We start from the raw sequence: 23,909 nt of genomic DNA on the forward strand, positions 1-23,909 counted from the left end.
CTAGCGCGAGCCAGACCCAAGAATGGCTACTTGCCATCTGTTCGCCCGGATGAGGGACCGGGTGGCCACGCTCGGGTAGCCTCAAGGCTCCGGACTGTCACGTGAGGGGATGGCAATGGCTGTCGTGTCCAGCAGTGGACCTCTTGCTGCCCGACGCAAGCTCGGTGGCGCGCTGCGGAAGCTGCGCGATGCCCATGCGATGACGGCCGAGGAGGTCGGCGGGCATCTGGACTGCCACCTGTCCAAGATCAGCCGCATAGAGCTGGGCAAGCGAGCCTGCTCGAAGCGGGACTTCGAAGCCTTGATGGACCTTTTCGGCGTGGCGCCGGAACAACGCAGCGAACTGCACGAGCTGATGATCAGGGGACGCCAGCGCGTGGCGCCGTGGTGGCACGCCCACGGAGACGTGGTCTCGGTGAGCTACGGCGAGTTCATGACTTACGAGGCCGAAGCCGTAACGAGTCTTGAGTACCAACCGCTCTTCATCCCCGGCCTGCTGCAAACCGAGTCGTACGCGCGGGCCGTCACGGCTACTGGCTTCGCGGCGCTGGGGCCTGACCAGGTTGACAGCTTGGTCGAGGTCAGAATGACTCGGCAGGAGAGACTCCGAGAAGCGACTCCTTTGGAACTCGGCGTGCTTGTCAATGAGGCTGCACTCCGGATGCAGGTCGGAGGAGTGGCGACGATGCGGGGCCAACTTCGTGCACTGAAGGATGCGTGTGCTCTGCCGCACGTCGAGTTCCGGGTCATCCCCTTCAGCGCGGGCGAAACCGGCGCCGCCTGCGGTGCGTTCATCCTGTTCGGCATGGGGGACGGAACGGATTCGGACGTGGCATTCATGGAAACGGCCGGGGGTAACCGTTTCCGCGACGATGCTCTAACGGTTCGCCGGTTGAATCGTCTTCACCGTAATCTGCGGAGTGCTGCACTGACGCAAGAAGAAAGCCTTGAGCGGATCGAGCAAGTCGAGAAAGAGATGATCTGAATGCCCGAACGGACCGACATGCACGCAGCCGATCTGCGGGGTATCGCCTGGCGCACGAGTTCTTTCACGGCGAACGACAGCAACTGTGTCGAGGTCGGTATGGGTGGGAGTGCGCCGGTGATCGGGGTACGCGATACCAAGGACCGGCGGGCTGCTCCCGCTTACGTCTCATGCGCTGCGTGGCGTTCGTTCATCAGCGCGGCCAAGGGCGGCGCGTTCGACGTCCCGGCCGCAGGCTGAACGTGACCCAATGAGTGCGGGTCTACACGGGCGTTCTCGCACCCGGAGGGACATCAGGACCCCTTTGCTACGAATGCCGGACTCGGCGAAGTTCATGTTTTCCGGCCTCTCCGCCGCCTAAAACCCCAGGTCGGCGAGTGTGCTCCCCGCACGCGCGGGGATGGTCCCCTCAGCCCGCAGGATGCGGCGGCGCTCCAGGGGTGCTCCCCGCACGCGCGGGGATGGTCCCAACTCGTCGACGGCGCTCGTCAGACGCGGGTCGTGCTCCCCGCACGCGCGGGGATGGTCCCCGGGACTTGAGGTAGCCGATGCCGGAGTCCTTGTGCTCCCCGCACGCGCGGGGATGGTCCCGGGTGACGCTCACTGGCGTCGAGCCTCTGCTCGTGCTCCCCGCACGCGCGGGGATGGTCCCCAGGCGCTCGTCTTCCTCCTTCAACTCCGGGGGTGCTCCCCGCACGCGCGGGGATGGTCCCGCCGTCGCCGCGAGATCGCTGAACTGCGGCACGTGCTCCCCGCACGCGCGGGGATGGTCCTCAGGCACCTACGGGAGGGGGGTCCCTCTCCCGGTGCTCCCCGCACGCGCGGGGATGGTCCCACCCATAAGTCCGCGGTCCACCTGGAGATGCGGTGCTCCCCGCACGCGCGGGGATGGTCCCGACACCCGGCTCGTGCAGGGCGCTGCGGGAACGTGCTCCCCGCATGCGCGGGGATGGTCGATTCGTGTCACCGGATGAGGTGTGCGATCCGCGCTGCGGCCGAACGATGAGTGCGGCCCGGGGTACCCGAGTAATGAATGTCCCCCCAAGAGATGAGGGAAGCGTGCAGTTGGAGCCCGCGCCAGAGCTGTGGCCCCTGATGCGTGCCCACACCGGGGAGGTGACGGAGGTAAGGCATCTGCGGGAAGCCGAACGTTCTCATTTCACCGGGTTGGTGAAGGGCGAGGCCGGGCAGTTCTTCGTCAAGGGCATGTGGAATCGCCCGGGAGGCAGAAGGGACTCGATCATTCGAGAACGGCTGATCAATCGGTATGTTCAGCCGGTCTCGCCCGTGTTGCGCTGGGCGGTGGAAGACAGAGACTGGATCCTCCTCGGGTTTGAGCTGGTTGACGGCCGGCACGCTGATTTCGATCCGGGATCACCCGATCTGCCGCTGGTCGCGGATGCGCTGAACCGCATCAGTGCGCTGGCGTGTCCACCGGTCGCCCAAGAATGGCGTGAAAACAGGTGGAACCGGTTCGTCGGAGATGACGAGGCCCGGATGTTCCGGGGCGACGCACTTCTTCATGCGGATATCCACCCGCGCAACGTACTTATCAGGGACGACCGAGCCTGGGTCGTGGACTGGTCGTGGCCCACACGCGGCGCGGGGTTCATCGACCCGTCCATGCTCGCCGTGCAGCTCGTCTCCGCCGGCCATACCGCCGAGGAGGCCGATTCCTGGCTGACTGGGAACGCAGCATGGGACAGCGCAGACCGCAGGGCCGTCGACGCCTTCGCGCGTGCCATGGTCCGCATGTGGCGCGAGATGGCCGAACGGCGTGGAGACGAATCCTGGTTGCGAGCCATGGTGGCCGCTGCCGAAGCCTGGGCGGATCACCGGGGTGTGGCCACAAACTGATCACCCCATACGCCAAGAATGCCGGACTCGGCGAAGTTCATGTTTTCCGGCCTCTCCGCCGCCTAAAACCCCAGGTCGGCGAGTGTGCTCCCCGCACGCGCGGGGATGGTCCCCGGACGTGCCGACGTGCGTGGGGGCGCCCGCCGTGCTCCCCGCACGCGCGGGGATGGTCCCGACAGCGACGGCGCCGGGTCTGACCACCCGACGTGCTCCCCGCACGCGCGGGGATGGTCCCGATCTGGCCCCGTCGGCTGACGAAGCACTGGAGTGCTCCCCGCACGCGCGGGGATGGTCCCTGCTCCTCCTGGCCCAGGAACAGGCGGCCGATGTGCTCCCCGCACGCGCGGGGATGGTCCCTGCGCGATCTGCACGGCGCGTTCCGGCTGTGAGTGCTCCCCGCACGCGCGGGGATGGTCCCGCGCCGCGGTACTCCCGCTCGTGCGCGTCCTTGTGCTCCCCGCACGCGCGGGGATGGGTCTGACCCACGTTCTCTGTCGGTGTTTCCTGCTGTTCTGGCCGTCGGTGTACGGGAAGTGGGCGGTTTTTGCGTTTGTTTGGCCGGTCGTGGCGGGTTGGGGGTGAGGGCGGGGTAGGTCTCCCCGCCGGCCGGGATGGGTTCGGCCGTGCGTGCGCGCCGTAGCGCGTGATCGGGACCAGTGAAGAGGAGCCTCGCTCGATGACCCCCACGCCACTGTTACGCCGCCCGGCCGCTCTGTTCCGGGGCGCGGCCGTCGTCCTGGCCGCCGTTCTCGCCGTGCTGACCGTTCAGGCCGTCCCGGCGGCGGCCGAGGAGATCTGCGGGCAGCAGGTCGGTGGCGAAATCCTGGTGAAGTACGACCAGATGGGGCGCCAGACCTCCCCACTGGGCTGTCCGACGTCCGGCGAGCTTGTCACCCCGGACGGGCGGGGTCGCTACAACACGTTCGAGCACGGCTCGATCTACTGGACCCCCACGACCGGCGCGCATCCCGTCTGGGGCGCCATCCTCGACAAGTGGGGTTCCCTCGGCTGGGAACAAGGGGACCTCGGGTACCCCGTCGATGACGAGCTGACCAACCCGGACGGGCTCGGGAAGCGGCAGGAGTTCGAGGGCGGCACCGTCTACTGGCACCCGACCCTCTCCAACGGCGCCCACCCCGTCTGGGGCGAGATCGGCCGGCTGTGGGGCGAGTACGGCTGGGAGAGCGGCCCGTTCGGCTACCCCACCTCCGACGAAGGCTGGGACGAGGACTACAAGTCGATCTACCAGACCTTCTCCTCGAACAACTCGACCCTCTTCTGGAGCGCAGGAAACGGCGTCGAGGGATGCACCGGTGAGTGCGTGGGCTACTCCGGCACCGCGGGGACCGACTGGTTCACGGAGACCCGGGTCGAGATTCCCGTCGGGTCGGGCGACGTCGTCGTCCGCGCCTACCCCACGGAAAGCGGATTCATCAACGGTCGCACCGACTTCGTGGGCGCCTGGAACCAGATCTGGTCCATGGCGCCCTACCCGAACGGCGTGAGCGAGACGGAACACCGGTCCATGTACGAACAGTTCGCCTGCCACGCTGCCTTCTCCGACCAGATCTTCCCGGGGGAGTGGAACACCCAGGACAGCTGGGACCTGGAGTCGTGGCGCGCCGACATCGGGATGGAGGACGCACTCGACCCGATCCTCTTCCTGGGCCACTGGTGCAACTGGGATTGACGGAGATCGGGTGCCCTCCGTCCGGGCTGCGGGGAGGGCACCCGGTGCGGTCAGGGCATGCGTACCAGGAGTGCCACCGGGGTTGTTGCGAATAGGGCTGTCAGTGGTGTCGTGCCCGACCAGTTTTGGCTGGTCAGGGTGTCGTGCCATGTGCCCGGTGGGAGTTGCAGGTGAGTGGTGGTCCAGCCGCCGTTTTCCGCCAGGGTGCCGGGGAGGCGTGTCACGGCCGTCAGTACCCGGTCCGCGCGCGTGAAGGCCAGGCAGTGGTCTGCTCCCTCGCCCTCCGCCTCCAGCGGGTGGTAGTCCCCTTCGGGGCCGAACCACTCCGGGTGGTCGCGGCGCAGCCGTAGTGCCGTCGCCGTCAACCGCAGTTTCTCGTCCGCCAGGTCGGCCGGTGTGCCCGCCTCGCCGTCCAGGGCGGCGAGGCGTGCCACCGGCAGGTCGGGGACCCTTCGGTTGTCCGGGTCCACCAGGGCCGTGTACAGCGTCTCGCTGCCCCGGTACACGTCCGGTACGCCCGGCATCGTCAGGTGCAGCAGCGCCGCGCCCAGCACGTTCGCCCGGACGAGGGGCGCGACGTCCCGCACGAACGCGGCGAGTTCGCCGCCCGCCGCGCCGCCGGGGCCTGCCGCGAGGAACCGGCGTGCCGCGCTCTCGTACGCCTCGTCCGGCTCCGTCCACGTCGTGTGCAGGGCCGCCTCGCGCATCGTCTTCACGACGGTGTCCCCGAGCCGTTCCCCCTCCGCCCCGCCGCCCAGCGCGTACGCCGTCTGCCACACCGTCCACGCCAGGTGCGGATCCGGGGCGCGTACCCCGGTGGCCGATGCCGTCTCCTCCGTCAGGCGTGTGACGAGCGCCGCCCACGCGTCCGGCACCTCCGAGAGCGCCGCCAGGGCCGCCCGCACGTCGCCGCTGCGCTTCGTGTCGTGCGTCGACAGCACGGTGCCCGTCAGCGGCCAGTCCCGCTGCATGCGCGCGCAGAACGCGTGGAACGCGGCCGGCGGCAGCGACGGTGTGCCCGGCTCGCCGCCCACCTCGGCCGCCGACAGCAGCGGCGCGTACCGGTAACCCGCCGTGTCCTCCACCGACTTGGCCCGCAGCGCCGACGCGAGCTGCGCGAACCGCACCCGCACCTCGTCCCCCGCCCGCCCGAACCCGCCGAGCACCAGGTCCCGCACGGTGTCCACCGCCGCCGCCTCGCCCGGCACGGGGAACGCGGCCCGCGCCCCGTCGGCCGCCGTCGCCAGCAGCGCCGTGTCCACCGGTGACGCCGGGCCGTCCGCCGTCACGTACGGGCGGTACACCGGCAGCCCGACCAGCAGCTCCACCAGGGCCGTGCGCAGCGCCCACGGCGCGTGGTCCCGCAGCCGCAGCTCCGGCAGGGCGCGGCAGGCCGCCCCGGCAGCCCGCGCGAGGCGGTCCGTCTCGGCGGCCAGCTCGCGCGTGATCATGCGGTACGCGGCGCGCCGCACCGTCTCCGCCCATACGCCGCCCAGGTCCGGCGGCGCGCCCGTGAACGTGCGGTAGTGCTCCGTCAGCCGCTCGCACCCCGCCCCGGAGGTGAGGACGGCGTCGACGTGCCGCAGTGCGTCGTACCCGGTGGTGCCGGCGATCGGCCACGACGCGGGGAGCTGCTCGCCCGAGCCGAGGATCTTCTCCGCGACGATCCACGCGCCGCCGGTGCGCTCGTGCAGCCGCCGCAGGTACGCGCCAGGGTCGGCGAGCCCGTCGGGGTGGTCGATCCGCAGCCCGTCCACCAGCCCGTCGGCGACGAGCCGCAGCACCGTCGCGTGGGTGGCGTCGAACACCCCGGGGTCCTCGACCCGCACGGCGATGAGGTCGGAGATGGTGAAGAAGCGCCGGTAGTTCAGCTCGGTGCGGCCGAGGCGCCACCACGCGAGCCGGTAGTGCTGCGCCTCGACCAGCTCCGCGACGGGCAGGTGCTCGGTGCCGGGCCGCAGCGGGAAGCGGTGGTCCCAGTAGCGCAGCGTGCCGTCCTCGACGGTCAGGGACGCCAGCTCGTCGCCCAGGGGGCCGCCGAGGACCGGCAGCAGCACCTTCCCGCCGCCGGCCTCCCAGTCGATGTCGAACCAGTGCGCGTGCGCCGCGCCCGGGCCGTGCGCGAGGACGTCCCACAGCGGCGCGTTCAGGTCGGCCGCGGCCGGGACCGCCATGTGGTTGGGCACGATGTCGAGGACGATGCCCAGGCCGTGCCGGCGGGCCGCGCCGGCGAGGCTCCGCAGCCCGGCCTCGCCGCCCAGCTCCTCCCGCACCCGGCGGTGGTCGGTCACGTCGTACCCGTGCTCCGAGCCGGGCACGGCCTCGAGCACGGGCGACAGGTGCAGGTGCGTGACCCCGAGGGACGCGGCGTACGGCACGATCTCCTCGGCCGCCGCGAACGGGAACGCGGGTCCGAGCTGGACCCGGTACGTGGACGAGGGCGTACGGCGCGTCGTCATGCTGGACCTCTGCCCAGGGCGCCGCCCGCGCAAGCGCCCGGGGGCGACGAGCGAGCTGCGTGCCCCGTACGCGCCGCAGTAGGCTTCCTTGATCCATCAGCGGGGCGGAAGGCGGTGCAGGCGGTGAGCTCTTCGGGGCTGGAACTGCCCTCGGGGAACGGGGAGGAGACCGCCGAGGCGCAGCCCGGCGCGGTCACCGTCCCCCGACCGGTGGAGATCGGGACCGACCTGGAGTGGTCGCCGGACGACTGGTCCGAGGTCCGCACCCGCGTGGAGCGCGCCGGCCGCGCGTACGTGTGGCTCAACCTCCTCGAACAGCGCCTGCGGTCCGTCGTCGCCGCCGTCCTGCGGCCGGTGTACGAGCCGGTGCACGGCGACGACTGGGAGATCGCGGCGGCCGGCCCGGCCGGCCAGGAGTGGGTGCGGCGCGCCGCGGCCCTGCGCGAGGTGAGCCGCCGCAGAGGACATGTGCTCGATCCTGCCGATGACACGGTGCTCGCCTTCCTGACGCTCCCTCAGCTACGGGAACTCATGGTGCAGCACTGGCCCTGCTTCGCGCCGTATTTGGACAACCGCCGCGAGCTGGAGCTGACACTCGACGAGCTGGAGACCGCCCGCAGCGCCGTCACGCGCAACCGGGGCATCAGCCGCGCCGTCCTCGACCAGGCGGAACGCGGCTGCGCCCGCCTGCTGCGGCTCCTGGACCAGGGCGCGCCGCCGGAGCACGCGCGGCTCCCGGCGGACGCGGTGGAGCGGCTGGTGGGGGACCGGTTCACCGATGTGGCGGGGGCGCACCCCGACCGGGTGCGGCTCCAGCGGCAGCTTCCGGCCGAGGACCTGTTCGGCGGGGCGCGGCGGCTCGAAGCGGTGGGGACGGGGCTCGGGCTGCTCGTGCAGAACTATCCGGGGCGGCGGCTGCTGCGGCTGGCGGAGTCGGGGTGCCGGGTGCGGCTGCTGTTCCTGAACCCGGCGGGCGGCGCGATGCGGCGCCGCGAGCGGGAGCTGGGGATGAAGCGCGGGGAGCTGGGACGGCTCGTCGAGACGAACATCCTCCAGGTGCGGCGGGTGCGTGCGCGGGTGCGGGACCCGGAGGCGTTCGAGATCCGGGTGTTCGACGACACGCCGCGGTTCAGCGCGTACTTCGTGGACGCGGACGGTCCCGGCGGTGTCGCCGTCGTGCAGTCGTACCTGCGGCGCAGCCGGGGCATGGAGACGCCCGCGCTGGTGCTGCGGCGGGCCGGGCGTTCGGTGATACGGCGCGAGGAGCCGGCGGTGGACGGGGAACCGACGCTGTTCGAGACGTACCGGGAGGAGTTCGAGTGGATGTGGGAGGACTCGCGGGCCGTGTCGTGACGTGCGGCGGCGGGGGCGGTGGTCAGGCGTCGGCGAGGCGGGCGTGGAGTTCGACGTCGTGGCGGGTGTCGCCGTAGCGGAGTTTCGCGCGCTGCAGGCCCTCGACGGCGAAGCCGGCGGCCACGGCGACCCGGCAGGACGCGGGGTTGTCCACGCGGTGGCCCAGCTCAAGGCGGTGCAGGCCGAGGTCGCCGAAGCACCAGGCGGCCAGGGAACGCACCGCCGCGCCCGCGACGCCCCGTCCGCGCGCGGCGGGCACCGTCCAGTACGAGACCCAGCCGGAGTCGTGCGTACGGTTGACGGCGCCGACCGCCGCGCAGCCGACGAGGGCGCCGGCGTCCGTCACGGCGAACGAGTACGCGACGCCGGCCTCCCGCTCGGCGGCGCGCGCGGCGAGCCAGTGGGCGGCGGCCGTGTCGTCGACCACGCCGTCCGGCGGGAACGGCTTCCCGAACTGCCGCTCCATCAGGGGCGCGGAGAACGCCTCGCGCACCGCCGCCAGGTCGCCGGGCGCCCAGGCGCGCAGGACGAGGCCGTTGTCGGTGGGTCCGGGTACGCCCGCGCCGTTCACCACACCGTGCTCCTCGCTCGCCCGTTCGATCCGGGGGCCAGCCTAACCGGACGCGCTCCCGCCGGGCGGGGTGACCGGCAGGCCGGCCCGGCGCCATGCCTGGAAGCCGCCCGCCACGTCCGTCGCCCGCCGCAGGCCGACCGACCGCAGTGACGCGGCGGCCAGCGACGAGGCGTACCCCTCGTCGCACAGCACGATCCACCGCACGTCGGGTCCCGTCGCCTCCGGCACGGCGGCGCCCGACGTCGGATCGCAGCGCCACTCCAGGTGGTTGCGCTCGATGACGAGCGCGCCCGGCACCGTGCCGTCCGCCGCGCGCTGGAACGCCGGCCGCGTGTCCACGAGCACGGCGCCCGCCGCGGCCTCCTCGTACGCCTCGCGCGGCGTCAGCCGGTCGAGACCGCGGCGCTCGGCCGCGAGCCGCGCGTCGATCCCCGGTACGACGTCCCCCGCCATCAGTCCTCCACCGCGTCGGTGCGCAGGAGCCGCAGTCCGGCGGACTCCCAGGCGTAGAACGACTGGGTGGCGAGTGCGGGCCCGTAGGCGTGGACGCTGACGGCCGGGCGCGTGCCCCGGTTGGTCACCTCGTGGACGTACCGGGGGCCGAACGACCGCAGCTCCCCCGTCGCGAGGGCGCGGGAGACGGGGGCGTGGTCGCCGTCCAGGTCGCCGAAGGAGCGTTCCGTCAGGGTGCCGTCGACCACCGTGAAGGCGCCGGACGAGCCGCCGTGGTCGTGGATCTCGGTGCCCTGGCCCGGCAGCCATGTGAGAAGCCACACCTCGAACGTGTCGGTGTGGTCGAGGCGCGCGTACCAGCGGTCCGGCGTCGTGAACCGGACCTTGGGCCGCCACAGGTCGGAGCGGGCGGCGTACCCCCGGGCGATGTCGGCGAGCCGGGCCGGGGTGAGGGGAGCGGTGTGCGGGGTGCGCAGGGCAGGGGAGGGTGCGGACATGGGTGCCTCGTTCGGGTGGTGCGGAGAAAAGGTGGGCGGCGATGACGGCCGTGCCCGGCGGTGGCCGCGGGGCGGGGTCGGCCCCGGCTCAGTGACGGCGGGGGCTGCGGCCGGCACGACACAGCGCGCCCGCCACGCGGAGCAGGTCCACGTGTCGGCGGGTGACGAGGCGTTCGCTGGTCGGCATGGCGCCAAGGTGTACAGCCAGGCCGGGCCGCCGGTCAAGCCCTGTCCACGGCCGCCCGTCTTGACGGGACACCGGTGCGCTGGCATCGTCAAGTACCGTGAGTCAGGCTGAGCTTCTCGTGGCGCGGCTGCACGTCGATCTCCGGCGGCAGGCCAGCGCGATCTGTGCCGGCGTTCGCTGAACGCGGCCAGGACCGGCCGCCGTTCCCCGGCGTCCCGCATCGCTGACTCCTCCCTCCCCGCCCGCACCGCCCCGTCGGCGCGCGCCGCTCCGCGCACGGGAGGACCACCGTCGGCCGGACGCCGGGATCCCGACTGTCCCGCACACGCGGCGAGCCCCGGCACCCCCGGACCCCGCCGCCTCCCGGTGCGCCGCCCCCGTCGAAGACGACGCCGCGGCGGCCCGGTCCCGACCACTGGAGGGGAGCCGACCATGCGGCACCTGACCGCCCTGCCCGACCTGTCGACCGTTCCCGATCTCGCCGCGCTCTCGGACCTCACCGTCACGGTGCTCCCGCAGAGCGCGCACGTCCCCGCCACGGGCGAGGGCGCCGTGCCGCTCGTCGGCTACCTCGTCCTGGCACCCGCCGGGACCGCGCCGGACCGGCTCGGCGAACTGTTCTCCGCGCAGGGCACGCCGCCGCCGGAGGCCGTGCGCGCCGTGCCGCGGCACGCCGGGCCGTCCGCCATCACGGTGGACCGCGACGAGCGCACCGTCACCGTGGACGGGCGCCATGTCCCGTTGACCTACCTGGAGTTCGAACTGCTCGCGCACCTCGTGGGGCACCCGCACCGGGTCTACAGCCGCGAGCAGCTCGTCTCCATGATCTGGGGCTACGGGCCGGTCGGCGACCAGCGGACCGTGGACGTGCACATCGCGCGCCTGCGCCGCAAGCTCGGCGCGGCCCATCGCGAGCGCATCGTGACGGTGCGGCGCGTCGGCTACAAGTACGTGCCCGCCGCCTGACCACCGGCCGGCCCCCCGTACCCGCAGGCCGCGGGCACGGGGACCGGCCGCCGGATCAGCCCTCGCCGGGCGGGGTGCCGCAGCTCGGGCCGCCGGGGCCGTCGAACTGCACGGAGCTGAAGAAGTCGCGGTAGTCGGAGAAGAAGTTGCCCTTGCCGGTCGGCCCGGCCGAAGTGACGGCCGTGCAGCCGGAGTAGTCGGCGTCCGACCAGAGGTGGATGGTCGAACCGGTGCGGTTCCAGTCCGACTTGGCGCGGTCGTCCATGCCGAGCGCCGCGAGGTCCGGGGTGTCGGCCTGCAGGGCGATCATGTCGCCGGTGCCGTCGAGGCCCGAGAACATGCAGTAGTGGCCGTCGGGGCACCGGTCGTACCCGTCGGCCGCCTGGGCCGTGGAGACCGGCAGCGCGACCGCGACCCCGGCCGCCGCCAGCATGGCAAGGGCACGCATCGTGTTCCTCATCCGCACACACTCCTTGACTCGAGATCCGCCGGGGACGTTATCGGGAATCGGCGGCGCGGGGGAGGGGGCGTGCACGGCGTGTCAGGTGGGCCGGACGGGTCAGGCGGGGGCTGCGCGGCCCTCGACCACGGGTGTCAGGCCGTCGAGGAGCGCCGTGAGACCGGCCTCGAAGAGCACGTCGAGACGCAGGTCGTAGCCGTCGGCGAAGGAGCCGACGAGCCGGGCGAACGTCGGGAAGCGGCCGGACTCCACGAGGCCCCGCATGTCGGGGGCGCGGCTGTTCATCCACTGGTCCTCCGACTGGCCCGTCGCCGCCTCGGCCTGCGCCTCCATCTCCAGGTGCACCGCGAGCCCCTGGACGTGGCTGTAGAGCAGGACGTGGATGTCGAACTGGGCGACCGGGTCGAGACCGCGGCCGTCGAGGGCGCTCAGGATCCACTCCGCGTGGACCATCAGGTTCGGCACGAGCAGCGGGCGGGTGAGGGAGCCGAGCTGGGCCAGCCACGGGTGTCGCCGGTACACGCGCCACAGGATCCGGGCGCCGAGTTCGACGCGGGAGCGCCAGTCGCCGGGGGCGTCCGACGGGTAGGTCTCCTCGCCGAACGCGGCGTCGGCCGTCAGCAGGACCAGCTCGTCCTTGCTGGGGACATAGCGGTAGATCGACATCGGCGCGACGCCGAGCCGGGCGGCGACGCCGCGCATCGACAGCGCCGGGAGCCCCTCGGCGTCGGCGATCAGGACGGCGGCGCGCACGATCCGGTCGAGGCTCAGCTCCCGTTCCGGGTCGGGGACGGCGCGTCTGCGGGCGGCCGGGGCGGGGGCGGTACCGGCGACGACCGTGCCGATGCGGGGCCGCGTCTCGACGAGTCCCTCGAGACGCAGGGTGGTCAGGGCCTTGGTGGCGGTGGCGAGCGCGACGCCCCACTCCTCGGCGATCCGCCGGGTCGAGGGGACCCGGTCGCCGGGGGCCAGTCCACCGTCCGCGATGCGCCGCCGGATCGAGGCGACGATGCGCAGGTACGGCGGATCGCCGCCCCCGTGTGTGGCCTTCGTCACGTCCTGCCGCCTCCCTGCCCTGTACTAGCGCAGAGGGTAGCAGCGGCAATGCCCCACGGACCGTGTCTGCCCTAGTACAGGCGGGGAGTTCGGGCAGTTGAGCGGCCTGCGCGTACGGCGTACGTTCCTGAGCGTTCGCACCGCACGAAGCGTTGGGAGAGCCCCTCATGCAGACCGTACTCATCAACGGCGGCGGCATCGCCGGCCCCGTCCTCGCCCACTGGCTGCGCCACCACGGCTTCGCGCCCACCGTCGTCGAACGCGCCCCGGGCGTACGCGCCGGCGGCCAGGCCGTGGACATCCGCGGCGTCGCGCTCGGCGTCGTGGAGCGGATGGGCCTGCTGGAGCGGGCCAGCGCGGTGCGCACCCACATGCGCGGCATGTCCGTCCTGGACCCCGACGGCAACGAGGTGCACCGCTCCACCGAGGCGACGTACAGCAGCGGCCGGCTCGACAACGAGGACATCGAGCTGCTGCGCGACGACCTGGTGCGGATGGTGCACGAGCGCACGCGCGACGACGTCGAGTACGTCTTCGGCGACGGCGTCACCGCGCTGGAGGAGGACGCCTCGGGCGTGCGCGTCGGGTTCGCGCACGGCCCCGCCCGCACCTTCGACCTGGTGATCGGGGCCGACGGCCTCCACTCGGCCGTGCGCCGCCTGGCGTTCGGCCCGGAGGAGCGGTTCGTCCGCCACCTCGGCACGTACGTCGCGGTGTTCGGGGCGGACAACTTCCTCGGCCTGGACAACTGGCAGGCGTGGCTGCGGGACGGCGGCACGGGCTTCGGCATCATGCCCGTGCGCGACAACACGGAGCTGCGGATCACCTTCGGTTTCGAGTCCGAACCCCTCGGCCGTGACAGCGACATGCTGCGGCGCCTGGTCGTGGACAGGCTCGCGGCGATGCGGTGGGAGGGCGCCCGCCTCGCCGGGGCCGCCGCGAAGGCGCCCGACCTCTACTGCGACGCCATGGCGCAGATCCACATGGACCGGTGGTCGCGGGGCCGGGTGGCCCTGCTGGGGGACGCCGGGTACTGCCCGTCCCCGCTGTCGGGGCAGGGGACGAGCCTGGCGCTCGTGGGCGCGTACGTGCTGGCCGACAGCCTTGCCCGCGCCGGCAGCGACCACCTCGCCGCGTACACGCGCTACGAGGAGCGGATGCGGCCCTTCGTCGCCCTGAACCAGGCCCTGGCCACCGAGAACCCCGGCGGACCGGCGTCGGATGAGTCCGTCGGGCGGGCGAAGAACGCGATCTCGCTGGACGGCTGACGGCACGTGGGGTGCGAGCGGCGATTCCGCTGTCGGACCCGGCGGATAGCGTTGCCACGGAGATCACGACGGGCCGGTCCGGCCCGTCGCACCACGGACCCCACGCGGAGAGGGAACGCCAGTGAAGAACCTGCCGGAGACGGAGCACACCCGACTCGTCCGCACCGACTTCTCCGACGAGCCGGCCTGGCAGGCCCTCCGCGCGGCGATCGGGACGCCGAACCGGGACGGCTCCCTCGCGTACCTGCACGTAGTGGACGACCCCGCCTACAGCGGGTCGACGCCGGAACAGCTCATCTCCGCGTCGCCCGACACGGAGATGCTGATCGTGGCCGACAGGACCACCCTCACGACGCCCGGGATGCCGCTGCTCGCCGTCCACCCCTTCGACGAGGACGACGAGGACGACGAGGAGGAGTTCGACGAGGACGACGACGGGCCGAAGCCGGGACACGGCGAACTGCGCGTCATACCCGAAGCACTGCCGTCCCTGGAGAACAACATCTCGATCGGCAACATGGACTGGGAGAGCTTCGTCAACGGCGCGGAGGACGACGGCGTCTTCCGGGGCTTCGCCCGGCGCTTCCGCCCCTGACGACGGCGCCTTCCGGGCCTGCGTGCCGGGAACGCGGCGGTCAGCCCGCCAGCGCCGGGGCGGCCGCCCGCGCCGCCGTGTAGCGGGCGAGGACGACACGGGCCAGTTCCGGCGCCGCGCCGAGCACCGGCGCCACGAGGTCGGCGCCCGCCTCCCGCGCGCCCGCCAGGATGCGGTCCGGCAGGCGGCCCGGCGCGATGACGTACGGCGCCACCGCGACCCGGCGCGCGCCCGCGGCGCGCAGCCTGCGCACCGCCTCGGCCGTCGTCGGACGGGCCGCCGTGGCGTACGCCGGCAGGACCGCCGCGAAGCCCGCCGTCCGCCGCCACCGTCCGGCCAGCGCGTCGAGCACGACCGGCACCCGCGGGTCGGTCGAGCCCGCCGACGCCAGCACGACACCGGTCACCGCGCGCGCCGCCCGGTCGAGACCGGCCCCGGCGAGGCGCCGCTCCAGCGCGGTCAGCAGCAGCGGGTCGGGACCCAGCACCTCGGCCTGCGCGATGGTGAGCCCCGGGAAGCGCGCGGCACAGCCGGCGAGGACGGCGGGGATGTCCGTCCTCGCGTGGAAGGCGTGGTTGAGGAGCAGCGGCACGGCCACGATGTGCCGCTCGCCCTCGGCGTGCAGCCGTTCCACGGCCCGGTCCACGTCCGGCACGCAGAAGTCGAGGAACCCGGCCGCCACCGTGACCCCCGGCGCGAGCGCCCGCACCCGCGCGGTGAGCGCGGCGACGGTCGCGGCGTGCCGGGGGTCACGGCTGCCGTGCGCGACGAGCAGGAGCGTCACGACGTCCGCGCCAGCAGTCCGCGCCCGCGCAGCACCCGCCGCTCCAGCGGCGAGAACACGAGCAGGTCGATCGCGACCCCGACCACGAGGATGAGGATGATCGTGGCAAGGACGCCCGACATGTTCTGCATCGTGCGGAAGTTGTCCATCAGCTGGCCGAGGCCGGTGCCGAGGTCGGGGGACGACACGATCAGCTCGGCGGCCATGAGGGACCGCCACGAGAACGCCCAGCCCTGCTTGAGGCCGGCCAGGTAGCCGGGCAGGGCGGCCGGCAGCAGGACGTGCCGCACGCTCGTCAGCCCGCGCGCGCCCAGCATGCGCCCCGCCCGCAGGAACAGCGGCGGGATCTGGTCCACGCCGGCGACGATGCCGTTCGCGATGGACGGGACGGCGCCCAGCAGCACCACCGCGTAGATCGTGCTGCTCGACAGGCCGAACCAGATGATGGCCGCGGGCACCCACGCCACGGACGGCAGCGACTGGAGGCCCGTCAGGATCGGCCCGATCGCCGCCCGGACGAGCTTGACGCGCGCCACGACGAGGCCGAGGACGGTGCCGATGGCGACGGCGATCAGGAAGCCGAGGATGCCGCGCGAGATGCTGGTCCACACGTAGTCGAGCAGGGTGCCGGCGAGCCACATCTCCTCGAACTCGCCGTACACGTCGGCCGGCCCCGGCAGCAGGTAGTGCGGCTGGACCTCGGCGACGTACACGAGCTGCCAGACGGCGAGGACGAGCCCGATCGCCACCAGCGGCGGCAGGATCTTCGTCAGGACGAGCCGGCCGGCGCGGCCCGGCTCGCGGTCGGTGCCGGCCGGGGTCTCCAGGGCGTCGAGGCCCGCTTCGAGACCGGCGAGGTCGCCGGCCGGCGCCGCGGCGGGCGGCGGCGCGGTGTCGTCGGTACCCGTGCCGGTCCCCGGGGTGCCGGACTGCGCGGCGGCGGTGTCACTGCTGGCCATGGCGGCGGATCTCCTCCCGGAGCCGTTCGGTGATGTCGATGGACAGGGCGGACACGTCCGGGTCCTCGATGCGGCGCGGCTGGTCGATGTCGACGCGCCACTCGTGGACGACCCGGCCGGGCCGGGACGACAGCAGGATGACCCGCTGCGCCAGCCGTACGGCCTCCCGCACGTTGTGCGTGACGAACAGGACGGAGATGCCCGTCTCGTGCCAGATACGGGTCAGCTCCTCGTGCAGCACGTCCCGGGTGATGGCGTCGAGCGCGGCGAACGGCTCGTCCATCAGCAGGAGCCGGCTGTCCTGCGCGAGGGCACGGGCGAGGGCGACGCGCTGCCGCATGCCGCCCGACAGCTCGTGCACGCGTTTGCCGTACGCCCCGCCGAGCCGCACGAGATCGAGCAGCCGCTCGGCCTCGGGACGGCGCTCGGCCTTGGGGACGCCCCGCAGGCGCAGGGCGAGTTCGATGTTGCGGCCGGCCGTGAGCCAGGGGAACAGGGCGTGCTCCTGGAACATGAGGGCCGGGCGCCCGCCGGGCACCGTGATGGTGCCGGCGGACGCGCCGTCGAGCCCCGCGACCAGGTTGAGCAGGGTGGACTTCCCGCACCCGGACGCCCCGATCAGGGTGACGAACTCGCCCGGCGCGACATCGAGGTCGATGTCGTCCAGGACGAGCTGCTGCCGCCCGGGGCGGCCGAAGGACTTCGAGACGTGGTCGAGCCGTACGGCGGACCCGTCGGCCGGGACCGTGCCGTCACGGTCCGGCGTGTCGAGGGCGGTTGCCATCGGTGTCAGCTCCAGGGGTCAGGAGGTCGGGGAGTCGGGTGCGGGCGGGCGCGGGTCAGTCCTCGACGCCCAGACCGGCGTCGTCCACCTCGGGCAGGCCTTCCTCGGCCAGCACCCCGTTCAGGATCGAGAGGTCGTAGATGCCCGAGAGGTCCGGCTCCTCCAGCAGGCCCGCCGTGACCGCGTTCTCGGCGCCGGTGCTGAGCGTCGCCGCCAGCGGGTCGTTCAGGAACTCCACGTGCTCGAACGCCGGGTCCAGCACGTCCGCCGGCAGCTCACTGCCGCCCGGCAGGGCCGCGAGGCCGCTGTTGAACGCGGTCTTCGCCTCGTCCGGGTTCTCGTTGATCCACGCGTTGGTCCGCACGACGCCGCGCACGATCGCCTCGACCACGTCGGCGTGCTCGTCCAGGAAGTCCTGGGAGGCGATGACGTGGGTGACGACGTAGCGGCCGTCCTCCCACAGCTCGCCCTCGTCGAGCAGGGTCGTGCCGCCGCGCGCCACCAGGTTCGCGGCCGTCGGCTCGGGCACCCAGGCGCCGTCGATGTCGCCGCTCTCGAACGCGGCGGGGATCTCGGCGTTCGCGATGCGCAGGACCGACACGTCGCCCTCGCCGGACTGCGGGTCGACCTCGTAGCCCTGGTCGGCGAGGTAGGACAGGAGCGCGACGTCCTGCGTGTTGCCGAGCTGCGGGGTCGCGATGCGCTTGCCCGCGAGGTCGTCCAGGCTGCCGATCGTGTCGGGGTCCACGACGAGGGACGCGCCGCCGGACGCCGCGCCCGCCACGATCCGCAGGCTCTGGCCGCCGGACTGCGCCCAGCCGTTGACGGCCGGGTTCGGGCCGATGAAGGTGACGTCGACGTCGCCCGCGTTCAGGGCCTCGATGGCGGAGGGGCCGGCGTTGAAGACCTGCGTGGCGGCCGTCGTGCCGCCCAGCTCCTCGCGGATCAGGCCGCCGTCCTCCAGGCCGATGACGGCGGTGGCGTGCGTGATGTTGGCGAAGTAGCCGATGTTCACCTCGTCCACGGACAGCGTCGGGCCGTCGGCGGAGGCGGGGGAGGGGGTGTCGTCGCTGTCCTCCGCCTCGGAGCCGTAGCCGCACGCGCCGAGCGCGGCGATCAGCGCGGGGACGGCCAGTGCGGCGGTGAACAGGCGGCGGACGGGTCTGACGGCGCGTGCGCGGGCAGCGGTCACGGCGGGGGATCCTCTCGGGGCAACGGAATGAGCGGCAGGGAACGGGCAGGGCACGGCGGCTGAGGTGCGGGTCACCTCAGCGCGCACATCGCCCGATGCCGCCCTGGCCGCTGCCGAGCACTCCGCTGCCTATGCGTCCGCCTTCCTTGGCGAACGTCGAGAAGGCGTCCCCCGCCGGTGTGGTCATCTCAGAAGTCCCAGCCGTCCTCGTCGGGGGCCGCCTGCGCGGCCGTCGCGGCGGCGGCGCCGGTGAACGCCTCGCCGGCCATGCCGGCCGTCAGCGTCGCGCCGTCCGAGGGATCGATGAGCAGGAACGAGCCGGTCGAACGGGAGGCCGCGTAGGCATCGAGTGCCAGCGGCTCCGCCGTCCGCACCACGACACGGCCGATGTCGTTCGCCACGAGCCGCTGCGGGTCCGGATGCTGGGACAGGTCGTCCAGCGTCAGGCGGGACGGGATCTCCTTCACGATCGCCTTCACCGTGCGCGTCGCGTGCTTGAGCAGCACCCGCGCGCCCGGCTCCAGCGGCCGGTCGTGGAGGTGGCAGACGGTCGCCGTGACGTCCTGGGTCGCCGACGCCGCGCCGTCCGCGGGGGCCAGCAGGTCGCCGCGCGAGATGTCCAGGTCGTCCGCCAGGGTGATCGTCACGGACTGCGGGGCCCACGCCACGTCGACGGACTGGCCCAGCGCGTCGATCGACTCGATACGGCTCGTCCGCCCGGACGGCTGCACCACGACGCGCTCCCCGACCCGCAGCACACCCGACGCGATCTGCCCGGCGTAGCCCCGGTAGTCGGGGTGCTCGGCGGTCTGCGGCCGGATCACGTACTGCACGGGGAAGCGCGCCGGGTCGCCCGACGGGTCCCGGGTGACCGGCACCGTCTCCAGGTGTTCGAGGACGGTCGGGCCGCCGTACCAGTCCATCGTGGCCGAGGGCGTGACCACGTTGTCGCCGGCGAGGGCCGAGATCGGGATGGCCGTCACCTCCGGCACGCCGAGGGAGGCCGCGTACGCCCCGAACTCCTCGGCGATCCGCGCGAACACCGGCTCCGCGTAGCCGGCGAGGTCCATCTTGTTGACGGCGAGCACGACGTGCGGCACCCGCAGCAGCGCGGCGACCGCGGCGTGCCGGCGGGTCTGCTCGACGACGCCGTTGCGCGCGTCGACGAGGATGATGGCCAGCTCGGCGGTCGAGGCGCCGGTGACCATGTTCCGCGTGTACTGCACGTGCCCGGGGGTGTCCGCCAGGATGAAGCGGCGGCGCGGCGTGGCGAAGTAGCGGTAGGCCACGTCGATGGTGATGCCCTGCTCGCGCTCGGCGCGCAGGCCGTCCGTCAGGAGGGCGAGGTCCACGGCGTCCGCGCCGCGGTTGCGGGAGGCCGCCTCGACGGCCTCCAACTGGTCGGCGAGGACCGACTTGGAGTCGTGGAGCAGCCGGCCGACGAGCGTGGACTTGCCGTCGTCGACCGATCCCGCGGTCGCGAACCGCAGCAGGGACGTCGCGTGCAGGCCGATGGTGGCGCCGGACATGTCAGAAGTACCCCTCGCGCTTGCGGTCCTCCATGGCGGCCTCCGACAGCTTGTCGTCGGCCCGCGTCGCGCCCCGCTCGGTGAGGCGCGACGACGCGATCTCGGCGATGATCGCCTCGACGGTGGCGGCGTCCGACTCGACGGCCCCCGTGCAGGACATGTCGCCGACGGTGCGGTAGCGCACCAGACGGCGCGTCAGCTCCTCGCCGTCCGCGGGACCGCCCCACCCGCCGGGCGCCAGCCACATGCCGGAGCGCCGGAACACCTCGCGCTCGTGGGCGTAGTAGATCGACGGGATGTCGATCTTCTCCCGCTCGATGTACTGCCACACGTCGAGCTCGGTCCAGTTGGACAGCGGGAAGACCCGCACGTGCTCGCCCGGCGCGTGCCGCCCGTTGTAGAGCTGCCACAGCTCCGGCCGCTGCCTGCGGGGGTCCCAGCCGCCGAACTCGTCGCGCAGCGAGAACACCCGCTCCTTCGCCCGCGCCTTCTCCTCGTCGCGCCGGCCGCCGCCGAAGACGGCGTCGAAACGGTTGCGCTCGATCGCGTCGAGCAGCGGGACGGTCTGCAGCGGGTTGCGCGTGCCGTCGGGCCGCTCGCGCAGCCGGCCGCTGTCGATGAAGTCCTGCACGAGCGCGACGTGCAGCCGCAGCCCGTGCTGCGCGACGACGCGGTCGCGGTACTCCAGGACCTCGGGGAAGTTGTGCCCGGTGTCGACGTGCAGCAGCGCGAACGGCAGCGGCGCGGGCGCGAACGCCTTCAGCGCCAGGTGCAGCATGAGGATGGAGTCCTTGCCGCCGGAGAAGAGGATCACCGGCCGCTCGAACTCGCCCGCCACCTCGCGGAAGATGTGCACCGCCTCGGACTCCAGCACGTCCAGGTGCGGCAGGGCGTAGGGGCCGCCGTCGCTTCCGGTGAACGCGGTCACGCCGCTCTCCTCTCGGTCGTGGTGCGCCGTCGTCACAGCAGCCCCCGCTCGTCCAGCAGGGCGTGCAGCGCGCCGGCGGAGTCGTCGACGGACTGCTCGTGGGCGGCGATGCGCAGGTCGGGGCCGGCGGGCGGCTCGTACGGGTCGTCCACGCCCGTCAGGCCGGAGATCTCCCCGGCGGCCTGCCGCGCGTACAGGCCCTTCACGTCGCGCTCGGAGCAGACCTCGACGGGCGTCGCGACATGGACCTCGATGTACGCGGTGCCGTTGGCCTCGTGCCGCTTGCGGACGGCCTCGCGGCTGTCGGCGTACGGGGCGATGACGGGCACCAGCGTCAGCACGCCGTGGGAGGACAGGAGTTCGGCGACGAAGCCGATGCGCTGGACGTTCGTGTGCCGGTCCTCGCGGGTGAACCCGAGCCCCGCGGAGAGGAATTCGCGGATCTCGTCGCCGTCGAGGACCTCCGTGCGGTGCCCGGCTGCGGCCAGCCGCGCGGCGAGCGCGCGGGCGATCGTCGTCTTGCCCGCGCTGGGCAGGCCCGTCAGCCAGACGGTGGCGCCCCGCTCCGCTGTCTCGCTCATCTCCCGCTTCCTCGTCGTCGTCGCTGTGGGTGTGGTCGTCGGGGTGCTCACGCGTGGAGCCCGCACTCGGTCTTCGCGAGCCCCGCCCAGCGCCCGGCGCGCGCGTCCTCGCCGTCGAGGACCCGGCGCGTGCAGGGCGCGCAGCCTATGGAGGCGTAACCGTCCTGAAGGAGGGGGTTGGTGAGGACGCCGTGCTCCGCCACGTACGCCTCCACATCGTCATCGGTCCACCGCGCTATCGGGGCAATCTTGACCTTTCCGCGGCGTTCGTCCCAGCCGACGACCGGCGTGTTAGCCCGGGAGGGGGACTCGTCGCGGCGCAGACCCGTCGCCCACGCCTCGTAGCCGCGCAGGCCCTCCTCCAGCGGCCGAACCTTCCGCAGCGCGCAGCACAGGTCGGGGTCGCGGTCGTGGAGGCGCGGGCCGTGCTCGGCGTCCTGCTCGGCGACGGTCTGACGCGGCGTCAGCGTGATGACGTTCACGTCCATGACGGCGGCGACCGCGTCGCGGGTGCCGATCGTCTCGGGGAAGTGGTAGCCCGTGTCGAGGAACACGACGTCGATGCCGGGCCGGGCGCGGGCGGCGAGGTGCGCGACGACGGCGTCGGCCATGGACGCGGTGACGCACATCCGGGGGCCGAACGTTTCGGCGGCCCAGCGCAGGATCTCCAGGGTGGGCGCGTCCTCCAGGTCCCGGCCGGCCTGTTCGGCGATGCGCCGCAGCTCGTCGGCGGGCCGTCGGCCCGCGGTGGTGGTGGCGGTGGTCATGGGTGCCCCTTCCTCGACTGGTGGGGTCAAGCGGACGGTCGGACATGCGGCCGGCGGCGGCTCGCGCGGGGCCGCCGGCCGCGCGGCGGACCGGTCAGGTCACCGCGCCGCCGTCGTCCCGGCGGTCGAGCCCCCGGGCGAGCAGTCCGACGAACGAGAGCCGGAACGCCCGGTTGCAGGCGGCGCATTCCCAACCGCCGTGGCCTGCTTCGGCGTTCGGGAACAGATCCTCCTCGCCGCAGTACGGGCAGAAGAACGGCGCGGCGCGCTCGGTCATGCCAGGCTCTCCTCGGGGGCACGGCCGACCCAGGCGGCGAACCGCTCGCCCGGCTCACGCTGGTCGAGGTAGGCCCGCAGGACGCGCTCCACGTAGTCGGCGAGGCCCTCGGCGGTGACCTTGAGGCCGCGGACCTTCCGGCCGAAGCCCGGTTCGAGACCGAGGGAGCCGCCGAGGTGCACCTGGAAGCCCTCGACCTGCCGGCCGTCGTCGTCCATGACGAGCTGGCCCTTGAGACCGATGTCGGCGACCTGGGTGCGGGCGCAGGCGTTGGGGCAGCCGTTGACGTTGATCAGCAGCGGCTCGTCGAACTCCGGGAGCCGACGCTCCATCTCCTCGATCAGCCAGGTGGCGCGCGCCTTCGTCTCGACGATGGCGAGCTTGCAGAACTCGATGCCCGTGCAGGCCATGGTGCCGCGCCGGAAGACGGACGGCTCGGTCGTCAGGTCGAGGGCTTCGAGTGCCTCGGTGAGCGACTGCGTGCGGTCCCCGGGGACATCGAGGATCAGCATCTTCTGCTCGACGGTGGTGCGCACGCGCCGGGAGCCGTGGGCCTCGGCGATCTCGGCGATCTTGGTGAGCGTCGCGCCGTCCACCCGGCCCACGCGCGGCGAGAAGCCGACGTAGTAGCGGCCGTCGCGCTGGCGGTGGACGCCGATGTGGTCGCGCCAGGCGTGCGGCGGGTTCTCGGGCGCCGGGCCGTCGATCAGGGGACGGCGCAGGTACTCGTCCTCCAGGACGCGGCGGAACTTCTCCGGACCCCAGTCGGCCATCAGGTACTTGAGGCGGGCGCGGTTGCGCAGGCGGCGGTAGCCGTAGTCGCGGAAGATGCCGACGACGCCCTCGTGCACGTCGGCCACCTCGTCCAGCGGCACCCAGGCGCCGAGCCGGACGGCGAGGCGCGGGTTCGTGGACAGGCCGCCGCCGACCCACACGTCGAAGCCCGGGCCGTGCTCGGGGTGCACGACGCCGACGAACGCCACGTCGTTGATCTCGTGCACGACGTCGAGCAGCGGGGAGCCGGAGACGGCGGTCTTGAATTTGCGCGGCAGGTTCGAGTACGCCTTGTTGCCGACGACGCGGCGGTGGATGGCCTCGATCGCCGGGGTCCCGTCGATGATCTCGTCCTCGGCGATGCCCGCGACGGGCGAGCCGATGATGACGCGGGGGACGTCGCCGCACGCCTCGGTCGTGGACAGGCCGACGCCCTCAAGTCGGCGCCAGATCTCCGGCATGTCCTCGATGCGGATCCAGTGGTACTGGACGTTCTGCCGGTCGGTGATGTCGGCGGTGCCGCGGGCGAACTCCTCGCTGATCCCGCCGATGACACGGAGCTGCTCGGTGGTCAGACGGCCGCCGTCGATGCGGACGCGGAGCATGAAGTACTCGTCGTCCAGCTCGTGGGGCTCCAGGACGCCGGTCTTCCCGCCGTCGATCCCGGGGCGGCGCTGCGTGTACAGGCCCCACCAGCGCATCCGGCCGCGCAGGTCCTGCCCGTCGATGGAGTCGAAACCGCCGCGGGCGTAGACCGTCTCAATGCGTGTCCGCACATTGAGACCGTCGTCGTCCTTCTTGAGCTGCTCGTTGGCGTTGAGCGGGGTGAAGTGGCCTGCCGCCCACTGACCCTCGCCGCGGTGGCGGCCGGCCTTGCGACGGGACGGTGCGGCGGGCTTCTTCGCGGTGTCGGACATGGTTGCGTCGAGTCTTT

General features: G+C 72.8%; 25 protein-coding genes and 2 CRISPR repeat arrays. Of the genes, 8 read left to right on the forward strand and 17 right to left on the reverse strand.

Translation table 11 applies throughout. The annotated features are described in order from the left end of the window. The first annotated feature begins 115 nt into the window (after nt 1-115). From EMA09_RS24075 to EMA09_RS28505, 4 genes are all read left to right on the forward strand, one after another. On the forward strand, nt 116-985 hold the full coding sequence (locus EMA09_RS24075; protein WP_129843063.1) for a helix-turn-helix transcriptional regulator: 870 nt from the start codon (nt 116-118) through the stop codon (nt 983-985). Continuing rightward, nucleotides 986-1,225 (forward strand): DUF397 domain-containing protein, encoded by a 240-nt coding sequence (locus tag EMA09_RS24080; protein ID WP_206305996.1) that lies wholly within the window; start codon nt 986-988, stop codon nt 1,223-1,225. Nucleotides 1,226-1,364: 139 nt separating this feature from the next. Next, nucleotides 1,365-1,942: a CRISPR direct-repeat array (repeat unit 29 nt; unit sequence GTGCTCCCCGCACGCGCGGGGATGGTCCC). 102 nt (nt 1,943-2,044) lie between these two features. Then, nucleotides 2,045-2,842 (forward strand): hypothetical protein, encoded by a 798-nt coding sequence (locus tag EMA09_RS24085; protein WP_240796540.1) that lies wholly within the window; start codon nt 2,045-2,047, stop codon nt 2,840-2,842. Nucleotides 2,843-2,926: 84 nt separating this feature from the next. After that, a CRISPR array of direct repeats spans nt 2,927-3,321; the repeat unit is 29 nt; unit sequence GTGCTCCCCGCACGCGCGGGGATGGTCCC. Nucleotides 3,322-3,518: 197 nt separating this feature from the next. After that, complete coding sequence (locus tag EMA09_RS28505; protein WP_168220795.1) at nt 3,519-4,532, forward strand: DUF2599 domain-containing protein; 1,014 nt, start codon at nt 3,519-3,521, stop codon at nt 4,530-4,532. 50 nt (nt 4,533-4,582) lie between these two features. Here the strand turns inward: EMA09_RS28505 and treY are convergent, their stop codons facing one another. Further along, nucleotides 4,583-6,991 carry a malto-oligosyltrehalose synthase gene (gene treY / locus EMA09_RS24095; RefSeq protein ID WP_129843064.1) on the reverse strand — a complete coding sequence of 803 codons (2,409 nt, stop codon included), beginning with the start codon at nt 6,989-6,991 and terminating at the stop codon, nt 4,583-4,585. Between the two features lie 123 nt (nt 6,992-7,114). Here treY and EMA09_RS24100 point away from each other — a divergent pair, with 123 nt between their 5' ends. Beyond that, complete coding sequence (locus EMA09_RS24100; RefSeq protein ID WP_129843065.1) at nt 7,115-8,344, forward strand: SAV2148 family HEPN domain-containing protein; 1,230 nt, start codon at nt 7,115-7,117, stop codon at nt 8,342-8,344. Nucleotides 8,345-8,366: 22 nt separating this feature from the next. Here the strand turns inward: EMA09_RS24100 and EMA09_RS24105 are convergent, their stop codons facing one another. From EMA09_RS24105 to EMA09_RS29500, 4 genes are all read right to left on the reverse strand, one after another. Further along, nucleotides 8,367-8,918 carry a GNAT family protein gene (locus EMA09_RS24105; protein WP_240796541.1) on the reverse strand — a complete coding sequence of 184 codons (552 nt, stop codon included), beginning with the start codon at nt 8,916-8,918 and terminating at the stop codon, nt 8,367-8,369. A gap of 39 nt (nt 8,919-8,957) precedes the next feature. Next, nucleotides 8,958-9,371, reverse strand: a complete 414-nt coding sequence (locus tag EMA09_RS24110) for a rhodanese-like domain-containing protein (RefSeq protein ID WP_129843066.1) — start codon at nt 9,369-9,371, stop codon at nt 8,958-8,960. Then, nucleotides 9,371-9,868: a cysteine dioxygenase family protein gene (locus EMA09_RS24115; protein ID WP_129843067.1), complete on the reverse strand. Its 498-nt coding sequence runs from the start codon at nt 9,866-9,868 to the stop codon at nt 9,371-9,373. Before EMA09_RS24115 ends, EMA09_RS24110 begins: the two co-directional genes overlap by 1 nt. 88 nt (nt 9,869-9,956) lie before the next feature. Further along, the gene (locus EMA09_RS29500) at nt 9,957-10,055 is read right to left on the reverse strand and encodes a putative leader peptide (RefSeq protein ID WP_346655852.1); all 99 of its coding nucleotides are present in this window, start codon (nt 10,053-10,055) and stop codon (nt 9,957-9,959) included. A gap of 432 nt (nt 10,056-10,487) precedes the next feature. Between EMA09_RS29500 and EMA09_RS24125 the strand changes: the two genes are divergently transcribed. Continuing rightward, on the forward strand, nt 10,488-11,021 hold the full coding sequence (locus EMA09_RS24125) for a winged helix-turn-helix domain-containing protein (RefSeq protein WP_129843068.1): 534 nt from the start codon (nt 10,488-10,490) through the stop codon (nt 11,019-11,021). A 55-nt stretch (nt 11,022-11,076) separates the two neighbouring features. Here the strand turns inward: EMA09_RS24125 and EMA09_RS24130 are convergent, their stop codons facing one another. Together EMA09_RS24130 and EMA09_RS24135 are read right to left on the reverse strand one after the other, a co-directional pair. After that, nucleotides 11,077-11,481: a peptidase inhibitor family I36 protein gene (locus EMA09_RS24130; RefSeq protein WP_129843069.1), complete on the reverse strand. Its 405-nt coding sequence runs from the start codon at nt 11,479-11,481 to the stop codon at nt 11,077-11,079. 99 nt (nt 11,482-11,580) lie between these two features. Beyond that, the gene (locus EMA09_RS24135; RefSeq protein WP_129843070.1) at nt 11,581-12,537 is read right to left on the reverse strand and encodes a GntR family transcriptional regulator; all 957 of its coding nucleotides are present in this window, start codon (nt 12,535-12,537) and stop codon (nt 11,581-11,583) included. A 167-nt stretch (nt 12,538-12,704) separates the two neighbouring features. Here EMA09_RS24135 and EMA09_RS24140 point away from each other — a divergent pair, with 167 nt between their 5' ends. Next, on the forward strand, nt 12,705-13,805 hold the full coding sequence (locus EMA09_RS24140; RefSeq protein WP_129843071.1) for an FAD-dependent monooxygenase: 1,101 nt from the start codon (nt 12,705-12,707) through the stop codon (nt 13,803-13,805). A gap of 121 nt (nt 13,806-13,926) precedes the next feature. After that, nucleotides 13,927-14,400 carry a hypothetical protein gene (locus tag EMA09_RS24145; RefSeq protein ID WP_129843072.1) on the forward strand — a complete coding sequence of 158 codons (474 nt, stop codon included), beginning with the start codon at nt 13,927-13,929 and terminating at the stop codon, nt 14,398-14,400. Between the two features lie 40 nt (nt 14,401-14,440). Here the strand turns inward: EMA09_RS24145 and EMA09_RS24150 are convergent, their stop codons facing one another. The 10 genes from EMA09_RS24150 to EMA09_RS24195 form a co-directional block, all read right to left on the reverse strand. Continuing rightward, nucleotides 14,441-15,184, reverse strand: coding sequence for a CbiX/SirB N-terminal domain-containing protein (locus EMA09_RS24150; RefSeq protein ID WP_129843073.1), 744 nt, complete (start codon nt 15,182-15,184; stop codon nt 14,441-14,443). After that, nucleotides 15,181-16,143: an ABC transporter permease gene (locus EMA09_RS24155; protein ID WP_129843074.1), complete on the reverse strand. Its 963-nt coding sequence runs from the start codon at nt 16,141-16,143 to the stop codon at nt 15,181-15,183. The genes EMA09_RS24150 and EMA09_RS24155 overlap by 4 nt, the downstream gene beginning before the upstream one ends. Further along, on the reverse strand, nt 16,130-16,927 hold the full coding sequence (locus EMA09_RS24160) for an ABC transporter ATP-binding protein (protein ID WP_129843075.1): 798 nt from the start codon (nt 16,925-16,927) through the stop codon (nt 16,130-16,132). Before EMA09_RS24160 ends, EMA09_RS24155 begins: the two co-directional genes overlap by 14 nt. A gap of 55 nt (nt 16,928-16,982) precedes the next feature. After that, on the reverse strand, nt 16,983-18,119 hold the full coding sequence (locus tag EMA09_RS24165) for an ABC transporter substrate-binding protein (protein ID WP_129843076.1): 1,137 nt from the start codon (nt 18,117-18,119) through the stop codon (nt 16,983-16,985). Nucleotides 18,120-18,307: 188 nt separating this feature from the next. Continuing rightward, nucleotides 18,308-19,648, reverse strand: a complete 1,341-nt coding sequence (locus tag EMA09_RS24170; RefSeq protein WP_129843077.1) for a GTP-binding protein — start codon at nt 19,646-19,648, stop codon at nt 18,308-18,310. A gap of 1 nt (nt 19,649) precedes the next feature. Continuing rightward, the gene (cysD, locus tag EMA09_RS24175; RefSeq protein ID WP_129843078.1) at nt 19,650-20,576 is read right to left on the reverse strand and encodes a sulfate adenylyltransferase subunit CysD; all 927 of its coding nucleotides are present in this window, start codon (nt 20,574-20,576) and stop codon (nt 19,650-19,652) included. Between the two features lie 32 nt (nt 20,577-20,608). Beyond that, nucleotides 20,609-21,208, reverse strand: coding sequence for an adenylyl-sulfate kinase (gene cysC / locus EMA09_RS24180; protein WP_276324202.1), 600 nt, complete (start codon nt 21,206-21,208; stop codon nt 20,609-20,611). After that, a complete protein-coding gene (locus tag EMA09_RS24185; protein WP_129843080.1) occupies nt 21,205-21,924 on the reverse strand; it encodes a phosphoadenylyl-sulfate reductase in 720 nt (239 codons plus the stop codon). The genes cysC and EMA09_RS24185 overlap by 4 nt, the downstream gene beginning before the upstream one ends. A gap of 94 nt (nt 21,925-22,018) precedes the next feature. After that, nucleotides 22,019-22,201 (reverse strand): hypothetical protein, encoded by a 183-nt coding sequence (locus tag EMA09_RS24190; RefSeq protein ID WP_129843081.1) that lies wholly within the window; start codon nt 22,199-22,201, stop codon nt 22,019-22,021. After that, nucleotides 22,198-23,892, reverse strand: a complete 1,695-nt coding sequence (locus EMA09_RS24195; RefSeq protein ID WP_129843082.1) for a nitrite/sulfite reductase — start codon at nt 23,890-23,892, stop codon at nt 22,198-22,200. Before EMA09_RS24195 ends, EMA09_RS24190 begins: the two co-directional genes overlap by 4 nt. Nucleotides 23,893-23,909: the final 17 nt, after the last annotated feature.

This window comes from Streptomyces sp. RFCAC02, assembly GCF_004193175.1.
Lineage (GTDB): Bacteria > Actinomycetota > Actinomycetes > Streptomycetales > Streptomycetaceae > Streptomyces.

Excerpts from the sequence above, each read along its gene's own strand:
- EMA09_RS24075 (WP_129843063.1), top strand. The coding sequence starts at position 116 with ATGGCTGTCGTGTCCAGCAGTGGACCTCTTGCTGCCCGACGCAAGCTC.
- EMA09_RS24190 (WP_129843081.1), bottom strand. The coding sequence starts at position 22,201 with ATGACCGAGCGCGCCGCGCCGTTCTTCTGCCCGTACTGCGGCGAGGAG.
- EMA09_RS29500 (WP_346655852.1), bottom strand. The coding sequence starts at position 10,055 with ATGCCGACCAGCGAACGCCTCGTCACCCGCCGACACGTGGACCTGCTC.
- EMA09_RS24170 (WP_129843077.1), bottom strand. The coding sequence starts at position 19,648 with ATGTCCGGCGCCACCATCGGCCTGCACGCGACGTCCCTGCTGCGGTTC.
- EMA09_RS24160 (WP_129843075.1), bottom strand. The coding sequence starts at position 16,927 with ATGGCAACCGCCCTCGACACGCCGGACCGTGACGGCACGGTCCCGGCC.
- EMA09_RS24130 (WP_129843069.1), bottom strand. The coding sequence starts at position 11,481 with ATGAGGAACACGATGCGTGCCCTTGCCATGCTGGCGGCGGCCGGGGTC.
- EMA09_RS28505 (WP_168220795.1), top strand. The coding sequence starts at position 3,519 with ATGACCCCCACGCCACTGTTACGCCGCCCGGCCGCTCTGTTCCGGGGC.
- EMA09_RS24185 (WP_129843080.1), bottom strand. The coding sequence starts at position 21,924 with ATGACCACCGCCACCACCACCGCGGGCCGACGGCCCGCCGACGAGCTG.
- EMA09_RS24125 (WP_129843068.1), top strand. The coding sequence starts at position 10,488 with ATGCGGCACCTGACCGCCCTGCCCGACCTGTCGACCGTTCCCGATCTC.
- EMA09_RS24115 (WP_129843067.1), bottom strand. The coding sequence starts at position 9,868 with ATGTCCGCACCCTCCCCTGCCCTGCGCACCCCGCACACCGCTCCCCTC.
- EMA09_RS24080 (WP_206305996.1), top strand. The coding sequence starts at position 986 with ATGCCCGAACGGACCGACATGCACGCAGCCGATCTGCGGGGTATCGCC.
- EMA09_RS24155 (WP_129843074.1), bottom strand. The coding sequence starts at position 16,143 with ATGGCCAGCAGTGACACCGCCGCCGCGCAGTCCGGCACCCCGGGGACC.
- EMA09_RS24195 (WP_129843082.1), bottom strand. The coding sequence starts at position 23,892 with ATGTCCGACACCGCGAAGAAGCCCGCCGCACCGTCCCGTCGCAAGGCC.
- EMA09_RS24140 (WP_129843071.1), top strand. The coding sequence starts at position 12,705 with ATGCAGACCGTACTCATCAACGGCGGCGGCATCGCCGGCCCCGTCCTC.
- EMA09_RS24110 (WP_129843066.1), bottom strand. The coding sequence starts at position 9,371 with ATGGCGGGGGACGTCGTACCGGGGATCGACGCGCGGCTCGCGGCCGAG.
- treY (WP_129843064.1), bottom strand. The coding sequence starts at position 6,991 with ATGACGACGCGCCGTACGCCCTCGTCCACGTACCGGGTCCAGCTCGGA.